The organism is Variovorax sp. V213 (assembly GCF_041154455.1).
Classification (GTDB): Bacteria; Pseudomonadota; Gammaproteobacteria; order Burkholderiales; family Burkholderiaceae_C; genus Variovorax.
In genome coordinates this window covers 1,080,639-1,100,721 of sequence record NZ_AP028664.1, presented here as the reverse complement: position 1 = coordinate 1,100,721, position 20,083 = coordinate 1,080,639, and the positions used below count along the sequence as shown (strand labels likewise).

The 20,083-nt window shown below is 66.4% G+C and carries 19 protein-coding genes; 8 read left to right on the top strand and 11 right to left on the bottom strand.

Going from position 1 to position 20,083, the window contains the following annotated elements:
* Positions 1 to 15: 15 nt before the first annotated feature.
* From ACAM55_RS05385 to ACAM55_RS05350, 8 genes are all read right to left on the bottom strand, one after another.
* Positions 16 to 351, bottom strand: a complete 336-nt coding sequence (locus ACAM55_RS05385) for a DUF1161 domain-containing protein (protein ID WP_369655014.1) — start codon at positions 349 to 351, stop codon at positions 16 to 18.
* Between the two features lie 117 nt (positions 352 to 468).
* A complete protein-coding gene (locus tag ACAM55_RS05380; protein ID WP_369655013.1) occupies positions 469 to 888 on the bottom strand; it encodes a sel1 repeat family protein in 420 nt (139 codons plus the stop codon).
* A 129-nt stretch (positions 889 to 1,017) separates the two neighbouring features.
* Positions 1,018 to 3,168: a TonB-dependent receptor gene (locus ACAM55_RS05375; protein ID WP_369655012.1), complete on the bottom strand. Its 2,151-nt coding sequence runs from the start codon at positions 3,166 to 3,168 to the stop codon at positions 1,018 to 1,020.
* Positions 3,169 to 3,363: 195 nt separating this feature from the next.
* On the bottom strand, positions 3,364 to 4,527 hold the full coding sequence (locus ACAM55_RS05370; protein ID WP_369656342.1) for a glutamate carboxypeptidase: 1,164 nt from the start codon (positions 4,525 to 4,527) through the stop codon (positions 3,364 to 3,366).
* Positions 4,528 to 4,749: 222 nt separating this feature from the next.
* Positions 4,750 to 4,956, bottom strand: coding sequence for a YbdD/YjiX family protein (locus ACAM55_RS05365; protein WP_198086834.1), 207 nt, complete (start codon positions 4,954 to 4,956; stop codon positions 4,750 to 4,752).
* Between the two features lie 8 nt (positions 4,957 to 4,964).
* Positions 4,965 to 7,031, bottom strand: a complete 2,067-nt coding sequence (locus tag ACAM55_RS05360) for a carbon starvation CstA family protein (protein ID WP_369655011.1) — start codon at positions 7,029 to 7,031, stop codon at positions 4,965 to 4,967.
* Positions 7,032 to 7,185: 154 nt separating this feature from the next.
* Positions 7,186 to 7,593: a hypothetical protein gene (locus ACAM55_RS05355; RefSeq protein ID WP_369655010.1), complete on the bottom strand. Its 408-nt coding sequence runs from the start codon at positions 7,591 to 7,593 to the stop codon at positions 7,186 to 7,188.
* A 131-nt stretch (positions 7,594 to 7,724) separates the two neighbouring features.
* Positions 7,725 to 8,240, bottom strand: coding sequence for a C40 family peptidase (locus ACAM55_RS05350; protein WP_369655009.1), 516 nt, complete (start codon positions 8,238 to 8,240; stop codon positions 7,725 to 7,727).
* Positions 8,241 to 8,341: 101 nt separating this feature from the next.
* On the opposite strand from ACAM55_RS05350, the gene ACAM55_RS05345 reads away from it, so the two are divergent.
* The 3 genes from ACAM55_RS05345 (at position 8,342) to ACAM55_RS05335 (ending at position 11,845) form a co-directional block, all read left to right on the top strand.
* The gene (locus ACAM55_RS05345; protein ID WP_369655008.1) at positions 8,342 to 8,902 is read left to right on the top strand and encodes a hypothetical protein; all 561 of its coding nucleotides are present in this window, start codon (positions 8,342 to 8,344) and stop codon (positions 8,900 to 8,902) included.
* Positions 8,899 to 10,089 (top strand): PrsW family intramembrane metalloprotease, encoded by a 1,191-nt coding sequence (locus ACAM55_RS05340; protein ID WP_369655007.1) that lies wholly within the window; start codon positions 8,899 to 8,901, stop codon positions 10,087 to 10,089. The genes ACAM55_RS05345 and ACAM55_RS05340 overlap by 4 nt, the downstream gene beginning before the upstream one ends.
* A 190-nt stretch (positions 10,090 to 10,279) precedes the next feature.
* Entirely contained in the window at positions 10,280 to 11,845 is a 1,566-nt protein-coding gene (locus tag ACAM55_RS05335; RefSeq protein WP_369655006.1) for a serine hydrolase domain-containing protein, read from the top strand.
* An 11-nt stretch (positions 11,846 to 11,856) separates the two neighbouring features.
* Here ACAM55_RS05335 and ACAM55_RS05330 read toward each other — a convergent pair whose 3' ends face one another.
* From ACAM55_RS05330 to ACAM55_RS05320, 3 genes are all read right to left on the bottom strand, one after another.
* Entirely contained in the window at positions 11,857 to 12,651 is a 795-nt protein-coding gene (locus tag ACAM55_RS05330; RefSeq protein ID WP_369655005.1) for an SDR family NAD(P)-dependent oxidoreductase, read from the bottom strand.
* A 110-nt stretch (positions 12,652 to 12,761) separates the two neighbouring features.
* Positions 12,762 to 13,391, bottom strand: coding sequence for a DUF938 domain-containing protein (locus ACAM55_RS05325; RefSeq protein ID WP_369655004.1), 630 nt, complete (start codon positions 13,389 to 13,391; stop codon positions 12,762 to 12,764).
* Between the two features lie 139 nt (positions 13,392 to 13,530).
* Positions 13,531 to 14,505 (bottom strand): helix-turn-helix domain-containing protein, encoded by a 975-nt coding sequence (locus ACAM55_RS05320; RefSeq protein ID WP_369655003.1) that lies wholly within the window; start codon positions 14,503 to 14,505, stop codon positions 13,531 to 13,533.
* 123 nt (positions 14,506 to 14,628) lie between these two features.
* Between ACAM55_RS05320 and ACAM55_RS05315 the strand changes: the two genes are divergently transcribed.
* The 5 genes from ACAM55_RS05315 (at position 14,629) to ACAM55_RS05295 (ending at position 19,882) form a co-directional block, all read left to right on the top strand.
* Entirely contained in the window at positions 14,629 to 15,354 is a 726-nt protein-coding gene (locus tag ACAM55_RS05315; protein WP_369655002.1) for a fumarylacetoacetate hydrolase family protein, read from the top strand.
* 40 nt (positions 15,355 to 15,394) lie between these two features.
* A complete protein-coding gene (locus tag ACAM55_RS05310; RefSeq protein WP_369655001.1) occupies positions 15,395 to 16,273 on the top strand; it encodes a polysaccharide deacetylase family protein in 879 nt (292 codons plus the stop codon).
* Between the two features lie 76 nt (positions 16,274 to 16,349).
* Complete coding sequence (locus tag ACAM55_RS05305) at positions 16,350 to 17,603, top strand: MFS transporter (RefSeq protein WP_369655000.1); 1,254 nt, start codon at positions 16,350 to 16,352, stop codon at positions 17,601 to 17,603.
* A gap of 2 nt (positions 17,604 to 17,605) precedes the next feature.
* Positions 17,606 to 18,364 (top strand): sulfite exporter TauE/SafE family protein, encoded by a 759-nt coding sequence (locus tag ACAM55_RS05300; protein ID WP_369656341.1) that lies wholly within the window; start codon positions 17,606 to 17,608, stop codon positions 18,362 to 18,364.
* A 51-nt stretch (positions 18,365 to 18,415) separates the two neighbouring features.
* Positions 18,416 to 19,882 carry an amidohydrolase family protein gene (locus tag ACAM55_RS05295; RefSeq protein ID WP_369654999.1) on the top strand — a complete coding sequence of 489 codons (1,467 nt, stop codon included), beginning with the start codon at positions 18,416 to 18,418 and terminating at the stop codon, positions 19,880 to 19,882.
* Positions 19,883 to 20,083: the final 201 nt, after the last annotated feature.

The window sequence follows — 20,083 nt, the reverse complement described above, 5'->3', positions numbered from 1 at the left end:
TGGCAGGGCAACGGCTTACTGCTTGCAGCTGCCGCCGACGGTCACCGTGCCGTCCTTGCATTCCGTCAGGATGCGTTCGTTCGACGGGGCGGGCGCGGCAGGGCGCACCGGGGCGCCGTCCGCTGCGGTAGCGCCTTCGCGCTGATAGACGATCTTCTTGCTGCCGAGATCGCAACTGCCCACCACTTGGCCATTGGCCTGTGCATTGGCATCGATGGTGGTGACGCTGAAGCGCGTCACGCCCGACGCGGCGATCTTCGATTCGATCTGGGTGCGCAGGGCTTCGCAGTTTTCAGCGCCGTGGGCGGCGCCGGCAAAAGCAAGCGCCATGGAAATCGACCAGAGTTTCATGATGAGTCGGCCTCATGCCGAGGATTTCGTGAACCACGAGTCTAGCCCCGCATTCGCGGAGACAGCATCCTCGCGCACACTCTGGTAACCGCACGTCACCAGCCCCGGAATGCCGGCTCACTCGCAGGCGTTTCTTCCAGAAGGAGACTGGCGCAGCCTGTTCAGGAAAGTGAGCTGGACCCTGGCCGTGTCGCTGCCCTGCGACGCGGCCCGCAGCATCCACCTGCGGGCTTCGCAGCGATCGGCCTTCACTTCAGTGCCGTACAGCGTGGAGCCGGCCAGCAGCACCATGCCCAGCATCTCCTGCGCCTCGGCGCTGTCCTCGGCAGCCGCCTGCCTGAGTTCCTCGAGCATGGTGCGGTAGTCGCGCGCCGCCTGCGCTTCCAGTGCCAGCTGGAAGCGCTGGTCGGCATGCAGCACGATATTCGCACCGGGCGGCTGCGCCGCGGAAAGCGCTGCCACGAGGCATAGCGCGCCCGAAAGAAAGATGCGCCAGCGCAGCGACCAGCTCGTGATCTGGTTCAGTTCGGATGCCATCGATGTTCTCCACCATTCAGTTGTGTGGGGGCATCGTGGCAGCAAGCGCTTGCAAAAAGAAACTGGAATTCGCGCAGGCAGGCTCAGTTGGCGCCTGAGCCTTTGCCGTTCTCTTGGCCTTGCGCCCGATCAGAACTTCGCGGTCAAGGCCACCTGCAGCTCGCGCCCCGGACCCGGCATGATCAGGTTGTCGACGCTGCCGTGTGCCGACACGTAGTACTTCCTGCCGGTGATGTTCTTCAGGTTCACGGAGAGTTCGTACTTCGCGGTCTTGTAGCTCGCCGCCAGATCGGCGGTGACATACGAAGGCAGCGTCACCAGGTTGCTGAGCGAGGCATAGCGTGCCGCCACGTAGTTGACGCCACCGCCCGCGCTCAGGCCATGCCCCAGGTCTTTCATCAGCCAGACGAAGGCCGAATGCCGCGGCGTGAGCGGTGCCACCTTGCCCTGCACCGGCATGGCCGCACCGATGGGCAGCTGCAGCGAACTCACGGTGGCCAGCGACTTGACCATGCGACCGTCGAGGTAGGCGTAGCCCGCGCTGATGTCCCAGCGGCCCGGCAGCTTGCCGGCCAGCGCCAGTTCCATGCCGTTGGTGCGCTGCGTGCCCACGTTGATCTGCCGTGTCGGGTTGGCGGGGTCGGTGTTCTTGATACCCGAGCGCTCCAGGTTGAAGAGCGCCGCCGTGAGGTTGAGCGCGCCGTCCAGGAAGTCGAGCTTGGCGCCGATCTCCTTGTTCACCGTGATCTCCGGGTCGTTGGCCGCGTTGTTGGCAGACAGCGCAAAGGTTTCGGCCGACGGCTGGAACGAGCGGCTGTACGACAGGTAGTAAGACTGCGCTTCGGTCGGCTGCCAGACCACGCCCGCACGCGGGCTGAACTTGCGATCGGTTCGCGACATCGGGGCCAGCGTGCGCTCGAACGAGGTCTCCTGGCCGAAGACATCGTAGCGTCCGCCGATCAGTGCCTTCCACTGCGGCGCCAGCGTGATCTGGTTCTGGGCGTAGAGGGCCGACGTTTCAAAGGTGGAGTTGCTTGGAATCGCGCTGCTGGCCAGGTAGCTCGCCAGCGGGATGGGCGGCGGCGCGGACACGGGGTTGAGGATGCTCACGCGTTCGTAGCCGGTGGGGGAAGACACCGAATACAGGCGCTTGTCCTGCTTGCCGAACTCCGCACCGACCAGCCATTCCTGCTTGAAGCCGCCGAGCTCGTTGCGCCACGTCAGGTCGGTCTGGTTGAACCAGCCGCTTTCGTCGCGGTCGACGAAGCCGCGCGTGCGGCCCACGGTCAGCCGCACCGGGTCGGTGGTGCCGCTGGGCAAGGTGTTGAAGCGGTCGAGCTTGTAGCTGTAGTAGCGGGTGGTGTTGCGCAGGCTCAGCGTATCGCTGAACCGGTGGTTCAGCGTGGCCGTGAAAGACTGCACGCGCGTGGTGGTGGTGTCGTCGCGCTTGGCGAAGGCAGAGCCGAAGTAGGTGCCGATGGGCACGTTGACGGGGCGGCCGTTGAGCGCGGGAACGCCGAAGTCCGTCAGCCGCTGGTCGTAGGTGTTGGTGTACTGCAGCAGCAAGTCGGTCTGCGGGCTGAACTTCATCGCCAGCGAGGGCGCGATGTTGTAGCGGTCGATGAACTGCTGATCGCGGTAGCTACCCGATTTTTCGCGCGCCACATTGAGGCGGAAGGCCATGTTCTCGCCGATGGGCTGGTTGAGGTCGGCCGTGAGCCGCTTGAAATCGTGGCTGCCCAGGCCGAGCGAAACCTCACCGAAAGGACGCTCGAAAATCGGCTTCTTGGTCACGCGGTTGACCAGTCCGCCCGACGATCCGCGGCCATAGAGCACAGCGGCAGGGCCCTTGAGCACTTCGATGCGCTCGGTGTCCGACAGGTCGCGAAAGTACAGCGCATCGTCGCGCACGCCGTCCACGAACCAGTCGGCGATGGCCGTGAACCCGCGAATGACCACCTGGTCGCGCTGGCCGTCCCCGGCATTGAATGAAACGCCGGGCGCATTGCGCAGCGCGTCCTGCATCGACGTGGCGCCCTGGTCGCGCAGCAGCTGCGCCGGCAGCACGTTGACCGCCTGCGGAATGTCCCGCAGCGGCGCACTGCCTTTGGTGGCCGTGCTGCTCACCGATGGCGCGTAGCCTGTCTCCTGCTCGGAGGTGACGGTGATTTCCTTGAGCGTGCCGGTACCCTGCGCGTGGGCGGCAGAGCCCAGAACGGCGAGGACGGCAAGACACAGGGGCTGGTGGCGCAGGCGCAGCGCATGCAAACGATCGGGCATGAGATTCCTTCAGGGCAACAACAAGATCGCGAAGCGACATGCCGCCTCGCCATCCATCGGATGGCGAAACGCATGTGCCCTGCCTCGAAAATCTGGGTTGGGTGCCCTCGCCGACCCATGCTGGCGCGGTGGCCAGGGGGTGCAGCAAAAGGGGATCGCATCGCGCGACCCGGCGGATTCTAAGCGGCGAAAAGCTCAGTTCGCGCTCAGGTCCATCAGCATGCGCGACAGCAGATAGAGCCGCGGCACCACGCTTTCGACCTCGGCGTATTCCTCCGGCGTGTGGATGCCGCCGCCCACGATGCCGAAGCCGTCGAGCACCGGCACGCCCACGCCCGCCACCAGGCTGGCGTCGGCCGCGCCGCCGCTGCTCTCGATGGTGAGCTTCTTGCCGATCTCGGCATAGATGCCCTCGGCCATGGCGACCAGCTTGTCCGACGCAGGCGAGCGCGGCATCGGCGGCAGGCCGCGGATGAGGCGCACACGCACTTCGGTGTCGGGAATCAGCTTGTTCTGCGAGATGCGGGCCAGGTCTTTCTCGACGCGGTCGAGTTCTTCGGGCGTGGCTGCGCGCACGTCGCCCTTGGCGCTGGCGCTTGCGGGAATCACATTGGTCGGGCCGTTGGCCGTGAGCACCGTGAAATTGACCGTGGTCTTCTTTGCGGCATCCCCCGTCTTCGAAAGCTGCAGCACCTGGTGCGCCACTTCCATGGCCGCGTTGCGGCCGGCCTCGGGCGCGACGCCGGCATGCGAGGCCAGTCCCTTCACCTCGATGAGGGCGGTGGCCGAGCCCTTGCGCTCCACCACGAGGCCATCGGCCGGGCGGCCCGGCTCCAGGTTCAGCGCCACGTCGTGTTGCTTGGCCACGCGCTCGATGAGCGCGCTGGTACCGACCGAGCCCACTTCTTCGTTCGTGTCGATGAGGAAAGTGATCTGCCCATAGTCCTTGAAGCCGATCTTCTGCAGGATCTTCAGCGCCTGGAGCCCCGCGACCACGCCGCCCTTGTTGTCCATCACGCCGGGGCCGTAGGCGCGCCCGTCCTTGACGTAGAACGGCTTGGCCGCGGCCGTGCCTTCCTTGAACACGGTGTCGATGTGGGCGAGGATCAGGATCTTCTTCTTGCCCTGGCCGGTGAGTGTGGCGACCACGTTGGTGCCGGGGTGCGGCTCCGCCGGAAAGGTCTCGATGCGCGCGCCGAGCTTGCGCAGCTCTTCGACGGCAATCCCGCGCACCTTGTCCAGGCCCTCGGTGCTGGCCGAGCCGGAGTCGATGTTGACCATGCGCTCCAGCAGCTTGAGCGCCTCTTCCTTCTGCTGCGTGGCCGCGTCCAGCGCACCCTGGTGCGGCTTCTGGGCCATGGCGTTGCCGGCCAGCAGTGCGCAGGCCAGCACAATGCCGTGGCAGGCGGCGCGCAACGGCGCGGGGTTTGTGAAGGGATGGCGCTTCTGGATAGTCATGGGTTCCGTTCTGTTGTTCGTTCGAGGTTGGGCGAAAGAAAGCCCGCTGGCCGCGGGCGTCTCAGGCTATCACCCGCCTTTCGCGCGGGTCAAGCGAACAAGCAACAAACGGGCCCTGGCGCCCTAGCAGCAGCGGCCCTTGCCGGCGCCGTAGCGCGCCTCGAGCCGCTCCCGAAAAAAAGCCTCGTAGCTCATCGGCGGCTGGTCCGGATGGGTGGCCGCCATGTGGGTCAGGTAGGCGTCGTAGTCGGGCATGCCGACCATGAGCCGCAGCGACTGCTTGAGCGAGCGGGCGAAGTAGCGCCCGGCTTCCGGCAATGCGAGACCCATGGCGTTGCTCAGGGCGCCGCCGACGCGGCGAGCGGCTCGAAAGGCGTCTCTTGCGCGGTGGGGCGGTTGGCCGCGCGCGCCGCGAGGCATGCCTTCACGGCATACACCAGCACGCTCAGCACCACGAACATGAAGAGCGCGCAGAGCGCGGCGTCGAGCCGGTCGTTGAAGACGATGCGCGACATGGCCTCGGGCGTCTTGGCCGGCGCCACCAGCACGCCGTTGGCAAGGCCTTCGGTGTACCTGGCCGCATGCGAGAGGAAGCCGATCTTCGGATCGGGCGAGAAGATCTTCTGCCAGCCCGCCGTGAGCGTGCAGGCCAGCAGCCATGCGGCGGGCGCAATGGCCACCCAGGCGTAGCGCTCGCGCTTCATGCGGAACAGCACCACCACGCCGAGCAGCAGCGCCACCGCGGCCAGCATCTGGTTGGAGATGCCGAAGAGCGGCCACAGCGTGTTGATGCCTCCCAGAGGATCGACCACGCCCTGGTACAGGAAGTAGCCCCACGCCGCCACGCACAGCGCCGTGGCAATCAGGTTGGCCGGCAGCGAATCGGTGCGCTTGAGCGCGGGCACGAAGCTGCCCAGCAGGTCTTGCAGCATGAAGCGGCCCGCGCGGGTGCCGGCGTCCACGGCCGTGAGAATGAAGAGCGCTTCGAACAGGATCGCGAAGTGGTACCAGAAGGCCATCATGGCCTGCCCGCCGATCACCTGGTGAAGGATGTGGGCCATGCCCACCGCGAGCGTGGGCGCACCGCCCGCGCGGCCGAGGATGGTGCTTTCGCCCACGTCCTTGGCCGTTTGCACCAGCATCTCGGGCGTGACCACGAAGCCCCAGCTCGAGATGGTCTGCGCCGCCTGCTGCGCGGTGCTGCCCACCAGCGCGGCCGGGCTGTTCATTGCAAAGTAGATGCCGGGCTCGATGCACGATGCCGCCACCAGCGCCATCACCGCCACGAACGATTCGGCCAGCATGCCGCCGTAGCCGATGAAGCGCGCGTGGCGCTCGTTGTCGAGCATCTTGGGCGTGGTGCCCGAGGAGATCAACGCATGGAAGCCCGACACCGCGCCGCAGGCAATGGTGATGAACAGGAACGGGAACATGCTGCCCGCCCATACCGGCCCGCCACCTTGCGCAAACTGCGTGAGCGCAGGCATTTGCAGCGTGGGCATGACGAACACGATGCCCAGGGCCAGCGCGATGATGGTGCCGATCTTCAGGAAGGTCGACAGGTAGTCGCGCGGCGCCAGCAGCAGCCACACCGGCAGGCTGGCGGCAATGAAGCCGTAGCCCACCAGCATCCACGTGAGCGCCTTGCCGTCGAAGGTGAAGAGCGGCGCCCACACGGGGTTCTGGCTCACGGCCTGGCCGCCGAAGATGGCGAGCATGAGCAGCACGAAGCCGATCAGCGACACCTCGCCGATGCGGCCCGGTCGAATGAAGCGCAGGTATACGCCCATGAAGAGCGCCACCGGAATGGTGGCCGCCACCGTGAAGGTGCCCCACGGCGATTCGGCCAGCGCCTTCACCACGATCAGCGCCAGCACCGCGAGGATGATGATCATGATCATGAAGGTGCCGAACAGCGCGATCATGCCGGGCACCGTGCCCATCTCCTGCTTGACGAGGTCGCCCAGCGAGCGGCCGTCGCGCCGCGTGGAGATGAACAGGATGATGAAGTCTTGCACTGCGCCCGCGAACACCACGCCCGCCAGCACCCACAGCAGTCCGGGCAGGTAGCCCATCTGCGCGGCGAGCACCGGGCCCACCAGCGGACCGGCACCGGCAATGGCCGCAAAGTGATGGCCGAACAGCACGTTCTTGTCGGTGGGCACGTAGTCGAGCCCGTCGTTGTGGCGGTGCGCCGGCGTCTTGCGGTTGTCGTCGAGCCCCAGCACCTTCTCGGCAATGAAGAGGCTGTAATAGCGGTAGGCGATCAGGTAGGTGCAGATCGCGGCGGTCACCACCCAGAGGGCGTTGACGCTTTCACCACGCGTCAGGGCGACGGTGCCCAGCGCGAATGCGCCGACCACGGCCACGACGAGCCACACCAGGTGGCGGCGGATGCTATGCATGGGAATGTCTCCTCGGTATTGGAACCCGGGAGTGTTCCCCGCCAGCCTCGAACCCGCATCCGTCGGACCGCGTGGGCGCTATGCGTGGGAATTCTTAATGGAAAACCCTAGCGCAGGCCATGCGGCCGTGGCGCTCGTCTTGCAGGCAGCGGCGTCAACGGACGGTCGACATCACCGTCGCGCGGCAGCGGGGTTGGTCGCGCGGAGCCAGCAGGTTGCAGTTGTCCAGCGCGCGCTGCTGCATGTCGCTCAGCCTCGGCTGTTCGCCGGGGGGCGGGGCGTCCCACTGGCGATAGACCGGCGGCGGCGGCGGTTGTTCGGCCCAGCGCTCGCGGCGCTCGTATTCGCGGCGCTGCTCCCTTTCGTAGGCGCGCTGCTCGCGCCGTTCATGGCGCTCCTCGCGGTCGCGCTGGATGCGCCACATGCAGGTGTTGAAGTCGACGCCGGAGCGGCCGCTGGCGCAATAGCGGCGGTCGTTCTCGTACGAGTCGGGATCGCGCTGCGCAAGGGCCGGGAGCGCGGTGGCAAGGCCCAGAATGGCCAGGACGATGAGTTTTTTCATGGGGACCTCTCCGAGGTTCGGTGATATCGGCACAGCATGCCACACCGATCAGACCGCCCCAAGGCAGGCATCCCTGTAGACCAATGTCTACGCCGATCCGTTAAGTTGGATTGAGTGGCGATTTCCAGCGCCTAGAGCCGGCGCGCCTGCATCGGTTGGCGCGACCAGTAGATGCCGTCCAGCCGGTCGAGCCGCACCTCCCCACCGGTCGATGGCGCATGCACGAACTGCCCTGCCCCCACGTAGATGCCCGCATGCGTGGGCGTGGACGCGCCGAAGAGCACCAGGTCGCCCGAGCGGATGTCCGACGCGGGCACCGGCCGGCCGAAAGCCGCCATGCGCGCCACCGTGCGCGGCGTGGCCTGGCCCGCGCTGTTTTGGTACACGTAGCCGATGAGCCCGCTGCAATCGAACCCGCCCTCGGGCGTATTGCCGCCATAGCGGTATGGCGTGCCAACCAGGCCCAGTGCATGGATCGCGACGCTGTTCGATTCTTCGGACGTGAGCGGCGAGGTGCTGTATGAGGCCGACGGCGGTGCCCGCGGGCTCGCGCAACCCAGCGCCAGGAGGCAGGCGCCGACGGAAAGCAGACGGAACAGCAGCAGTGGCATGCGGGGACGGGGCGCGGGTACGAGTGCGTCGGGCATGTGGGATGGCGGTCTTGTGGACGTGAGCGGACTCTAACGCGAGCAGCCGATCCGGCCAAGGCAAGAGGCCGGCCAGCAGATGGATATGGCACGATCAAAACATGCCCGAGCCCTCACGCCGCATCCCGTACCGCACCTGGCCAGCTGCAATCGCCGTTCTCCTGGCCATTGCCGGCTACGTGGGCGGCCTCGTGTTCTGGGACAGGCACACGCCCGGCAACCGGCCGTTGCCTGCGGGCGAAATGGTCGAGGTCGGCCATGCGAGGTTCGTGCCCGCCAGCGGGTGGGAGATGGACGTGTCGCGCTCAAGGGCCGGCCGGTCGCTGATGCTGTTCAAGGGCGGCCACAAGTTTCTGGTGACCACCGGCCCATGGGCGGGTGGCCCCGATGGCCCGCTGGTGAGGCAGCAAAGGCTCATGGAGCGCGGCCAGCGTTTGCGCATCGACGGCGACGCCTCCGACTTCGTCACGACCTGGGGGCTGCAGGGCAAGACCTTTGCCTACTATGGATCGAAGCTGGCGGGCCGCTTCTGGCAAGTGGTCGACCTTCAGCGCCGGTCGCTGGTACAGATCGACTTCTACGGCGCGACCGACGGCTTGAACGAAGCGATGGCCGAGGCCCGCAGCATGCTGGAGTCGATGGACCTGGAGGCTCCGCAGTGAACCTCAACGTCTCCGAACAACAGGACCGGGGCGACTGGCCCATTGGCACCGACTCGTTCTTCCAGCCGCATCGCGCAGCCTTTTGGGTGTTGGCGGCGCTGATCGTCAACGGCTTGTTCTACACGGTCAACATGTTCTCGATGGGTTTCCGCGTGGTCCCCATCACCGCGTTGCTCGGCATCCTGGTGTGGGCCATCTACACGCTGGTTTTTCTTCTCGTTTTTCGCGCCCTGGATTTGCTCGAGCAGCACCCGCCGGAGGCTTTCGCGCTGGCCTTTGCGTGGGGCGGCCTGGGCGCCGTGTACTTTGCCGCGCCCGCGAACATTGCCATTCAGAGCCTGTGCGCCAAGCTGGTGTCGCCGGACTTCGTCGCGGCCTGGGGGCCGGCCATCGCGGGGCCGATCACCGAGGAGTTCCTGAAGCTTGCCGGCGTCGTGCTGCTGGTGCTGGTGGCGCGCAACCAGTTCCAGACTTATCTTTCGGTGCTGATCGTCGGTGCCATGACGGGGCTGGGTTTTCAGGTGGTCGAGAACCTCACATACACCGTCAACGCCTCGATGCATTTTCCGCTCGAGAACCAGGTGGTCCCGGTGCTCATCAACCTGCTGACGCGCGGGCTGCTGAGCGGGCTGTGGAGCCACGCGGCCTATACGACGATCGCCTCCTTCGGGGTCGCGTGGTTTCTGCTGCACCCCGAGCGGCCGATGGCGGTGAGGATCGCCTGCGCCCTGCTGTGCTTTGCGCTGGCATGGGCCATGCACTTCATCTGGAACTCGCCGTGGCTCGAAGATCTTTTCGATGGCGGATACGGCGAGATGGCGGTCTTGCTCGTCATCAAGGGCATTCCCGCGATGGCCGCCGCCTGGCTCGTCTGGCGCGAAGCCGCCCGCGAGAACGGCGCCTACCTTCATGCGCTTGCGGCCTACTTCGTGCCGGAGCGCGAACTGATCCGCGACGACGAATGGCTCCGTTTGGGCGCGCCTTTGTTGCGGTACAGGGTTCGCCGTCAGATCGGCTGGACCTTCGGCCTGCGCGCAAGGCGGCTGAAGGCGCAACTGCAGCGCGAGCAGCTGCGGTTGATCCGCAAGGCGATGACTTACGGGCGCGGCGCGCAGACGCTGCGGCACGAAGTGGCGATAAGGCGCATACGGGCCGAGCTGGATCCGCTCATCGCGACGCAGCCCTGAACCAATGGGCGCGAGACACGGGCCGGTCGCGACGCACACCCGGCCGATGTGCCTGCGGGCGAGTGAGAACCTTGGAGCTACATCGCACGCGCCTCCTTTGAAAAGAGCTAGGCGACTGCAGGGTCTTCACCCAGAATCCCGCCGGTGTTGAAGTTTGCCCCCCGCAAACCGCCCACCGCAAGGACCGCCCATGAAGTGCCCGATCCGCCGTTTCTTCACCACAACCGCCGCGGCCCTGAGCCTGGCGGCCGCGTTGGCCTCCTGCGGTGGTGGCGGCGGGGGTGGAGGCGGCGGAGGGATCGGCGTTCCATTGGCGTCCGCGCCGACCACCACGGCGCAATTGCCGGAACGCGAGGCGCTCATTGCCCGCGCGCGAGCCCTCGAACTGAACACGCCTTATGTGCCGCCGCCCGGCAACGTGCTGGAACACAACACCTCCGGCTATGCCAAGACGATGTGCTCCGCCGTGTTCATCACCGGCATCGACCCCGACGTAGCCGCCGAAAGCCTCGGCTACTTCGTGGGACCGTACGACCAGCGCAAGAACGTGAGCAAGCCCGTGGTCGATCGTGTCAAGAAGGAAGTCCGCATCTCGATTCCCAACGGCCCGACGCTGGTGGCACGCCACTTCGGCTCGCAGGGCTGCGTCACGCTGCCGGCCGGCAGGGACGACGTGTTCTTCACGCCCGTCGTGGTCCAGAGCACACTGCCCGACCCCGCGACCCAAGCGTGGCCGATGGGCGATGTGCTGCCGGGCGACCCGCCACCGGCCGAGGTCAACATGGCCAAGGTGAACGAGGCCGTGGAAGCCGCGTTCGGCGTTTCGGAGGCCTACACATCGGCCTTCGTGGTCACCCACAAGGGACGCATCATTGCCGAGCGCTACATGAACGGCATCGGTGCAACGACGCCGCTCGAATCGTGGTCCATGGGCAAGAGCGTCGTCGCCACGATGATGGGGTTGCTCATCAGACAAGGCGTGTACAAACTCGACCAGCCGGCGCCGATTCCCGAGTGGCAAGCCACTGGCGATGGGCGGCAGAAGATCAAGATCTCAGACATCCTGCAGATGTCGAGCGGACTGCGCATCAAGGCGCCGGACGATCCGGACTTCGATCCCAACGGCACCTACCCCGACCACACCTACTACTACACCGGCCGCATCAATGCGTTCAACTACGCCGCCACCCGTCCGCAGCAATGGCCACCGGGCGCGGTGGGCCGCTACCGCAACACCGATCCGGTGCTTGCGAACTACCTGGTTCGCCTCGCGGTAGAAAAGCGCGGCGAGGAGTACCTGTCGTTTCCGCAACGCGCGCTGTTCGACAAGATCGGCATCCGCTCGATGGTGATCGAGACCGACCCCTACGGCAACTTTCTCACGCAGGGCTACGACTTCATGTCGGCCCGCGACTGGGCTCGCCTCGGCAATCTCTATCTGCAGGACGGCGTGTGGAACGGCGAGCGCCTTCTGCCCGAGGGCTTCGTCAACTTTGTGAGCAGCGTTGCACCGGCCTGGGCAGCGGACAAGCGCCCGATCTACGGCGGCTTCTTCTGGATCAACGGGATGGGCTCGTTGTCGATGCCGACGTCGGCCTACTACATGCTCGGCGCCGGGGGCCAATTTGTGCTGGTGATTCCGTCGCACGATCTCATCGTCGTGCGCATCGGGCATTCCAAGGGCGAGCGCTTCGCGACCTCGACGCTGAACCAGGCGCTTGCGCTGCTGACAGCTGCCGTGCCCCGCGTGCGCTGACAGGCAGCGATTCAGGACTGGGGCTGACCTTTGCGCAAGGTCGGCAAGCCGACCCCCGCAGCATCGAAGCCGCCATCGACCGCCAGCACCTGGCCGTTGATGAAGCTGGCCTCGTCGCTGCACAAAAAGCCCACCGTGTTGGCCATCTCTTCCGGCGTGCCGTAGCGGCCCTGAGGAATGGTGTCGTAGTAGTCGGAGCGGATCGCCACGGTGTGGACGAGCTTCGCCATCTCGGTTTCTACCGGCCCCGGTGCGATCACGTTGACGCGCACTCCTGCGTTGCCCAGCTCGACCGCGTACTGCTTGGTCAAATGGATGAGCGCCGCCTTGCTGGTGCCATAGGCGACACGCAGCGTGCTGGCGCGCAGGCCAGAAATGGAGGCGACGTTGACCACCGCGCCGCGCCCGCGCTCCGCCATCAGCGCGCCGAACGCCTGCGTGCACAAGAACGCGCCGTCGAGGTTGGTGCCGAGCACGGTGCGCCACTCTTCGAACGAGGTCTGGAGCACCGGCTTGAACACCGCCACGCCCGCGTTGTTGACCAGCGCATCGACATGCCCGAAGCGTCCGACCACGGCCGCCACGGCGCTGCCGACCTGCGACGGATTCGAGACGTCGCAGTGCACGCCAAGCACCCTCTCCGGCTCGGCCAGATCGGCCACCGCCTGATCGAGCGTGGGGGCATCGATGTCGAGCAACGCGACGTTGTAGCCGTGCGCCAAAAACCAGCGGCCAATGGCCAGGCCGATGCCGCGCGCACCGCCGGTGACGACGGCGACGCGGGAGGGGGTGGAGAGAGCGGTCATGGATCGAAGTTTCTACAGTGGACGAAAACCGTTGCCGGGGCGACGGGAGTCATTCTTCCAGAGTGATACCGAAAGCGACACAACCGAGTGTCACTTGCCACGAACGGACCTTAGAAGCCAAAGACCAACAGCAGATTGTTCGCAGGCATCGCATGCCGCTCGCGCAACGCGAGGCCTGCACGGCGCGCCTCTGCCACCACGTCCTCCAGGCGGCGTATGCCCCAGGCGGAATTGCGGGCGCGCAAGTCTTCGTCGAACGCCAGGTTGCTCGGCGCCGTGGGGACTTCTTCTTCGAAGTAAGGCCCGTATGTGATCAGCAACCCGCCCGGAAGCAGATGCCGCGCGGCCCCTTGCATCAGCGCGGCGCATGTGGCCCAAGGCGCGATGTGCAGCATGTTGGCGCAGTAGATCGCGTCGAACTTCTTTCCTTCTTCTTGTTGAGCGAACGCGGGTCCCTGCGAGGGCCACTGAGGCGCCATCACGTCGAGCAGGAGCGGCGGGCGGAGATTGGGCAGCGCGGCTTCTGCGACGCGGCTTGCGAGCGCGGGGAGCATGCGCGCGTCTGCATCGGTGGGCTGCCAGATCCACTGGGGCATTGCTGCTGCGAACCAGGCGGCGTGCTGACCTGTGCCGGATGCAATCTCCAGTGCGGTGCCGCGCTCGGCCAGGATGCGGGTCAACGCGTCGAGGATGGGCTGTTTGTTGCGGTCGGCGGCGGGACTGTGGGGAAGGTCGGGCATTCGGATTGGGCTTGGATGGTTGGTTTGGAGGGTATCAGGGCCGGGCGATTGAGGCGCTTGCCGGTCGCGACGATGTCTGCATTGCAGCGATTGCCGACTTCGAAATGCTATGCGGCAAGAATTTCATGCGTCCAAGTTGTCAGTCCCACGTCCGATTCCCACCTCGCTGAAATTGCCGCCGGTACGCAGAAGGCGTCGCCCCTACGATCTGTCCGAAACGGCGCGCGAACTGCGTCGGCTCTCCAAACCCTGTGCTTTCACCGATCTCCGCTGCGGAGGCGCCGGTGAAGACCAGCAGCGTCTTGGCGCGCTCGATCCGGCGCTCGGTCACCAGCTCCAGGAAGGTCTTGCCCGTTTCGCTCTTCAGCAGGTGGGCCAGGTGCGTGGGCGACACATGGCTCGCATGCGCCGCGTCCGCCAGGTTCAGCTCCTGCGCGAGGTTTCGGCTGATGTAGCGGATGCAGCGCAGCACCGCCGGCCGGTACGACTGCAGAGCCAGCCCCTGCGCCTCGCAGTTGCGAAACTCGTCGCCGTAGCGCCGCCACACCATGCCGATCAGGTGGAGCAGATGGCTGCGAATCAGCAGGTGGCTGGCGGTGTCTTCACCCGGCGGCCGCTGCGCTTCCTGCGCCATGCGTTCGCACAGCGCCTGGAGTTGCTGGGTCTCGGCTTCGTCGAAGCGGAAATCCAGGCAATGCTGGAAGCGGAAAGGCGCGAGCTCGGGCGCGCGTGACAACGGCACCTCCGACAGCTCGAACACATCGGGGTCCAGCGACGGCAGCAGATACTCCTTGCTGATGTTGATCACGTGGAACACGCCGTCGGCCGCGTTCGGGATGTAGTGGACCAGGAAGGGGAGCACGAAGCTCACCGTGCCGGCGCCGATGGCGCGCTGGTTGCCGCCGATGTAGTGCGTGGTCTCGCCCCGCGTGTTGACGTAGATCTGGAAGTACTCATGCCGGTGCGGCACCGGGTTCGGCAGGCAGTTGCTCTGGTCGTGAATCCCGAAATAGGCGCGCTGCGCCCGCGCCGCCATCGTGTAGTTGCTGATGGCGGCACGGGCCGCACCGGCGCGGGGCGGCGTGAATTCGATGGAAGAAGGCGTGGGTTGCATGAGGGAGCCGGTCGCAAGATCGCAAGGATTGCATATCTTTGCGCAAGCCTGTGCGTTGAGGCCGGGGGGCCGCGTTCCTAGACTCTAGCCACTCCTTTCCAAACCTTCCAGAGAGACAAACCCATGCCCCCCCAGCTGACGGCCGACCTCGCGACCGATACCCGTGCCGCTATCGACGCCCTTCAAGTCCAGCCCATCTCCATCGACATCGTGGGCAGCGACAAGCGCTTTCCGGTGCGTCGCGTCTACTGCGTGGGCCGCAACTACCTGGCCCACATCCGCGAGATGAAGGAAGGCGACGAGCGCGATCCGCCGTTCTTCTTCCAGAAGCCCTCCGACTCGGTGGTAACCGACGGGCGCGTGCCCTACCCCACGCTGACGGACGATTTCCAGTTCGAATTCGAGCTCGTCGTGGCCATCGGCAGCGATGCATCGAACGTGTCGCCCGAGACGGCACTTGACCACGTCTTCGGCTACGCTGCGGGCCTCGACATGACGCGGCGCGACCGCCAGCGCGAATGCAACAAGCGCGGCCTGCCGTGGGAGCAGGGCAAGTCGTTCGACCACTCGGCGCCCTGCGGCCCGATCCATCCCGTGGCGAAGGTCGGGCACATCCGCTCGGGAACGCTCAACCTCTCGGTGAACGGCGCGGTGCGGCAGGACTCGGTGCTCGAGAAGATGATCTGGAACGTCCACGAGATCGTGAGCGAGTTGTCCAGGCAATACCGGCTGCTGCCCGGCGACCTGATCTTCACCGGCACGCCGGAAGGGGTCGGCCCGGTGCAGCGCGGCGACAAGCTCACCGGCCGCATCGACGGGCTCGCGCCCCTGCAGGTCGAAATCGTCTGAGGCCGGCACAGCACCGCATCGAACTGATTACGGAGACACCATGAAACCACTCGAACGCATCTCGTACTCGTCCATCGCGGACCGTCCCGCCCTGAAGCTGCCCGGCGGCAGGCGGCTGGCGGTCTGGGTCATCGTCAACGTCGAGGAATGGAATATCGACGAGACCATGCCCCGCACCGTGCTGACGCCACCGGCCGGCGGTTCGCCGATGCCCGACATCCCGAACTGGGCCTGGCACGAGTACGGCAATCGCGTCGGCTTCTGGCGCATGCTGGAAGTGATCGACGCGCTCGGCATCAACGCCACGCTCGCCATCAACGGTTCGGCCATCGGCGCCTACGAGCCCATCGCCAGGGCGGCGAAAGAGCGGCAGTGGGAGTTCATCGGCCACGGCTTCGGGCAACGCAACATGCAGAAGGTGCCCGACGAGGTCGAGGACATCGCCAAAACCACCGAGGCCATTCGCGCCTACACCGGCAAGCGCCCGCGCGGCTGGCTCGGCCCGGGGCTCACCGAGACCTGGCACACGCCCGACATCCTGGCCGAGCAAGGCTACGAGTACGTGTGCGACTGGGTGCTCGACGACCAGCCCGTACGGCTGAAGACGCGCGACGGCGGCTCGATCGTGAACGTGCCCTACACGCAGGAATGCAACGACGTGGCGATGATGCTGATCCAGCACCACAAGGCCAGCGAGTACCGCGACCGCGCCATCGACCAGTTCGAACAGCTCTACGCAGACGCTAAAGATTCGGCCCGCGTCATGGCGCTGGTGGTGCATCCGTACATCATGGGCGCGCCGCACCGCCTGCGCTACTTCCGCGAGGCGCTGGCGCACATCCAGAAGCACGACGACGTCGCCTTCATGACCGGCGAGCAGATCCTCGACTGGTACGGCGCGGCAAGCACCGTGGCGTGAACCATCGCTGGAGACTCCGGGCAACGAACGAATAAACAACAAACAGATTTCTCGCTCGACGAGAAGGAGACAACACGTGCATTCCTCAACCTCGGTCATTTCCCCGGCGGCCGGTGGCGCGCGCCGCGAGGCACCCATCACCGCGCTGGAGATCGGCATGTTCCTGGTGCTGCTCGCCTCGTACGCGCTCAACGCGATGGACCGGCAGATCTTTCCGCTCATCGCCGCGGACGTGCGCAAGGAGTTCGGCTTCAGCCTGGCCGACACCGGCCTGCTGTCCACCATCTTCACGCTGGGCATGGCCGTGGCCGGCGTTCCCACGGGCTACCTGCTGGCGCGGCTGTCGCGCAAGACGGTGCTGCAGATCGGCATTGCGATCTTCTCGCTGGGCACGCTGCTGGCGGCCTACTCGTACGGCTTCGCCGACATGATCGTCTACCGGGCCGTCACCGGCATCGGCGAAGCGATGCAGCTGACGGTGGTGATCGCCATTGCCGCGAGCTACTTCGCGCGCTACCGCGCCACCGCCGTGGGCGCCATCAACTTCTCTTTCGGGATCGGCGCGATCCTGGGGCCGCTGCTCGGCGGCCACCTGATCGGCGTCGAGCGCGACTGGCGCCTGCCGCTCATCGTGTTCGGTGTCGCGGGCTTCGCGGCCATGGCAATCATCGCGCTCGCCGTGAGCAAGCGCATGACCGAGAACGTGTCGGCCACCGGCGGGCGCACCGACCAGCGCGGCGCCACGACCCTGTGGAACCGCAACACGGCCCTGCTGACCGGCATGAGCGTCATCGGCGGGCTCTGCATCTACGGCTATCTCGGCATGTACCCGACCTTCCTGCGCGAGCACCTGCACTACACGCCGTCGGACACGGGCCGCGTCATGAGCATCTTCGGCTTCGGCGTGTTCGCGTCGATCTTCGGCGGCTGGCTCGGCGACCGCTTCCACCCCAAGCTCGTGCTCTCGGCGAGCTTCGTGGGCACCGGCCTGCTGGGCTTCCTGATGTTCTCGGGCCCCACCGACATGCTGGTGCAGTCGGCGCTGTCCTTCGCCTGGGGCTTCGTGGTGAGCGGCGTGCTGTACGTGAACCTGGCCGGCTATCACATCAAGGCCGTGCACGCCTCGCTCACCAGCCGCGCCACGGGCGTGTTCGTCACCACGCTGTACGGCGCGGGTGCGGTCGCGGGCTTCGTCATCGGCGGCATCGCCTCGCGCTTCGGCTGGAGCGTGGCCGGGCTGGCGCAGATCACGCTGCTGGCGGCCGTGGGCGTGGTGCTCACGATGCTGCTGCGCACCGACCGCATGTCGCTGCCGGCGCGCACGCCGTGATGCTGCTCGACTGGGCGCTGCTCGGCGGCGCCGCGGCACTGGCCGGTGCGCTCAATGCCGTGGCTGGCGGCGGCAGTTTTCTGACCCTGCCTGCGCTGGCGATGGTCGGCGTGCCGCTGGTGTCGGCCAACGCCACCGGCACCGCCGCGCTGCTGCCGGGCTACCTGGCCGGCGCCTGGGCGCTGCGCAAGGAACTGTCGGGTCCGATGTCGCCCTCGCTCCTGTGGCTGGGCGTGCTGTCGGTGCTCGGTGGCGCAGCCGGTGCGGCGCTGCTGCTCTCGACCTCGAACCGTGCGTTTGCCCGCATCGTGCCGTGGCTGCTGCTGGCCGCGACGCTGCTCTTCGCGATCGGGCCCGGCCTGGTGCGCCGCAGGCTCGCCACCGCCGACAACCGCAAGCCACGAGGCCGCTGGATCGCCGACCTGGGCATCGTCGCGGTCGCCGTCTATGGCGGCTACTTCAATGGAGGCCTGGGCATCCTGCTGCTCGCCATGCTCGGCGCGCTGGGGCACACGGACATGGGGCGCATGAACGGCATCAAGAACTTCGTCTCCGCGATCCTGACGCTGATCGCCGTGGCCATCTACGCGGCCAGCGGCGCGATCGTCTGGACACACGCCCTTTGGATGGCCCTCGGCGCCACGGTCGGCGGCTATGCCGGCGGCATGGCCGCACGGCGGCTGAAGCCCGATGTCGTGCGAGGCTTCGTCGTGCTGACGGGGCTGGCGATGACCGCGGCGTTTCTTCTCAAGGCGTATTGAGCGGGCTCTCGCTTCCTCTTCTTTTCGTCACTTCAATCACTGGGTCTGGACATGCAAACAACCAAGAGAGACTTCACCCGTTTTGTCGGCGCGCTGATGGTCGCCGCCACCGGTGCGCCGGCACTCGTCGGCTCGGCGTCGGTGTCGGCCCGCACGACGCGTGCACCCGCATCGCCCGGCATCCGCCGCGGCAGCTACCTCATCCGCAACGGCGCGGTCATCACGGTCGACCGCGCCAAGGGCGTTCTGCCGCGTGCCGACGTATGGGTCCGCGACGGCATGATCGAGAAGATCGGACGCGGCCTGAGCGCACCGGCCGGCGCGGTGATCATCGACGCGACCGACATGATCGTCATGCCGGGCTTCGTCAATTCGCACTATCACATGTGGAGCGCCATCGGCCGCAGCTTCACCGTGCGCGACGGCGGCTTCTCGTACTACCCCGCCAAGAGCGCGACCTCGACCCTGTATACGCCCGACGACTTCTACAACAGCGTGATGCTGGGCTGCGCCGAGCTGGCGAACGGCGGCACCACCACCGTGCACAACTGGTCGCACAACACCCGCTCGCCAGCCCATGCCGATGCCGAGTTGCGTGCGCACCAGCACTCGCTGCTGCGCGCCCGCTACGCCTACGGCCACGTCGACAAGATGCCCGCCGACGAGATCAACCGCTACGACGACCTGTCCCGCGTGCGGCGCGAGTGGTTCGGCGAGCGCTCGCCTTTCGACGGGCTGGTGCATCTGGGGTTGAACCTGCGCGGCCCGCAGCAAAGCACCGACGCCGTGTTCCATGAAGAGATGAAGTCCGCCAAGGCCAGCGGATTACCCACTGCAATCCACGCGCCGCAGGAGGCGCCGAACAACGTCGATGCCGTCGACTACGAACGGCGCGGCTACCTGGGCCCGGATTTCATGCTCGCGCACTACGTGCCCGCCAGCGCAGCCGACCTGGCGGCGATGGCGCGCACCAAAACGCCACTTTCCTTTGCCACGCATTCCGAACTGCGGCTCAGCGGCACCGGCGATGCACGCGCCGCGCTCTTCGCGATGCGCAACGCGGGCCTGACCATCTCGCTGTCGAGCGACGCAACCTCCATCGCACCGCCGGACATGTTCGAAGCGATGCGCTTCACCTGGAACCTGGGCGTGCCGTGGGCCGGCACGCCGAGCGAGCGGTCGAAGGCGGTCGGCGTGCCCGAGGTGATCGAAATGGCGACCCTCAACGGCGCCATCGCCATGGGGCTCGGCGACGTCACCGGTTCGATCACCGAAGGCAAGCGCGCCGACATCATCCTGGTGCGCACGCAGGACCTGAACATGGGCCCGATCGGCAACAGCGAGACCGCCATCGTGCAGAGCGGCAGTGCAGCCAACGTCGACACCGTGATGGTCGACGGGCGCATCGTGAAGCGCAACGGCCGGCTGCTGGCCTACGACACGCGCGGCATCATGCGCCGCGCGCGGCAATCGGCGGACCGCATTCGCGCTGCGGCGACTGGAGCCCTGAAACCCTGAGGAGCACTCGCCGCATTGCAAAAGAAGAGGTTGATCCGCGTGAAGCACGGCGGGTTAATAGTTCTCTTGCACGACGGCTGCGTTCATCTGGCACCAGAGGCTGCAAATCACCTGCGACCGAGTTGGTCAGATTTAAGCGTCGGCTTCTCGCGGAGCGTACGCCTCCACACGACTCGGTCGAAGGTCAGCAATCAGTCTGAA

Excerpts from the sequence above, each read along its gene's own strand:
- ACAM55_RS05330 (WP_369655005.1), bottom strand. The coding sequence starts at position 12,651 with ATGACCGCTCTCTCCACCCCCTCCCGCGTCGCCGTCGTCACCGGCGGT.
- ACAM55_RS05380 (WP_369655013.1), bottom strand. The coding sequence starts at position 888 with ATGGCATCCGAACTGAACCAGATCACGAGCTGGTCGCTGCGCTGGCGC.
- ACAM55_RS05360 (WP_369655011.1), bottom strand. The coding sequence starts at position 7,031 with ATGCATAGCATCCGCCGCCACCTGGTGTGGCTCGTCGTGGCCGTGGTC.
- ACAM55_RS05295 (WP_369654999.1), top strand. The coding sequence starts at position 18,416 with ATGCAAACAACCAAGAGAGACTTCACCCGTTTTGTCGGCGCGCTGATG.
- ACAM55_RS05385 (WP_369655014.1), bottom strand. The coding sequence starts at position 351 with ATGAAACTCTGGTCGATTTCCATGGCGCTTGCTTTTGCCGGCGCCGCC.
- ACAM55_RS05350 (WP_369655009.1), bottom strand. The coding sequence starts at position 8,240 with ATGCCCGACGCACTCGTACCCGCGCCCCGTCCCCGCATGCCACTGCTG.
- ACAM55_RS05375 (WP_369655012.1), bottom strand. The coding sequence starts at position 3,168 with ATGCCCGATCGTTTGCATGCGCTGCGCCTGCGCCACCAGCCCCTGTGT.
- ACAM55_RS05315 (WP_369655002.1), top strand. The coding sequence starts at position 14,629 with ATGCCCCCCCAGCTGACGGCCGACCTCGCGACCGATACCCGTGCCGCT.
- ACAM55_RS05355 (WP_369655010.1), bottom strand. The coding sequence starts at position 7,593 with ATGAAAAAACTCATCGTCCTGGCCATTCTGGGCCTTGCCACCGCGCTC.
- ACAM55_RS05335 (WP_369655006.1), top strand. The coding sequence starts at position 10,280 with ATGAAGTGCCCGATCCGCCGTTTCTTCACCACAACCGCCGCGGCCCTG.
- ACAM55_RS05325 (WP_369655004.1), bottom strand. The coding sequence starts at position 13,391 with ATGCCCGACCTTCCCCACAGTCCCGCCGCCGACCGCAACAAACAGCCC.
- ACAM55_RS05310 (WP_369655001.1), top strand. The coding sequence starts at position 15,395 with ATGAAACCACTCGAACGCATCTCGTACTCGTCCATCGCGGACCGTCCC.
- ACAM55_RS05365 (WP_198086834.1), bottom strand. The coding sequence starts at position 4,956 with ATGGGTCTCGCATTGCCGGAAGCCGGGCGCTACTTCGCCCGCTCGCTC.
- ACAM55_RS05320 (WP_369655003.1), bottom strand. The coding sequence starts at position 14,505 with ATGCAACCCACGCCTTCTTCCATCGAATTCACGCCGCCCCGCGCCGGT.
- ACAM55_RS05370 (WP_369656342.1), bottom strand. The coding sequence starts at position 4,527 with ATGGCCCAGAAGCCGCACCAGGGTGCGCTGGACGCGGCCACGCAGCAG.
- ACAM55_RS05345 (WP_369655008.1), top strand. The coding sequence starts at position 8,342 with ATGCCCGAGCCCTCACGCCGCATCCCGTACCGCACCTGGCCAGCTGCA.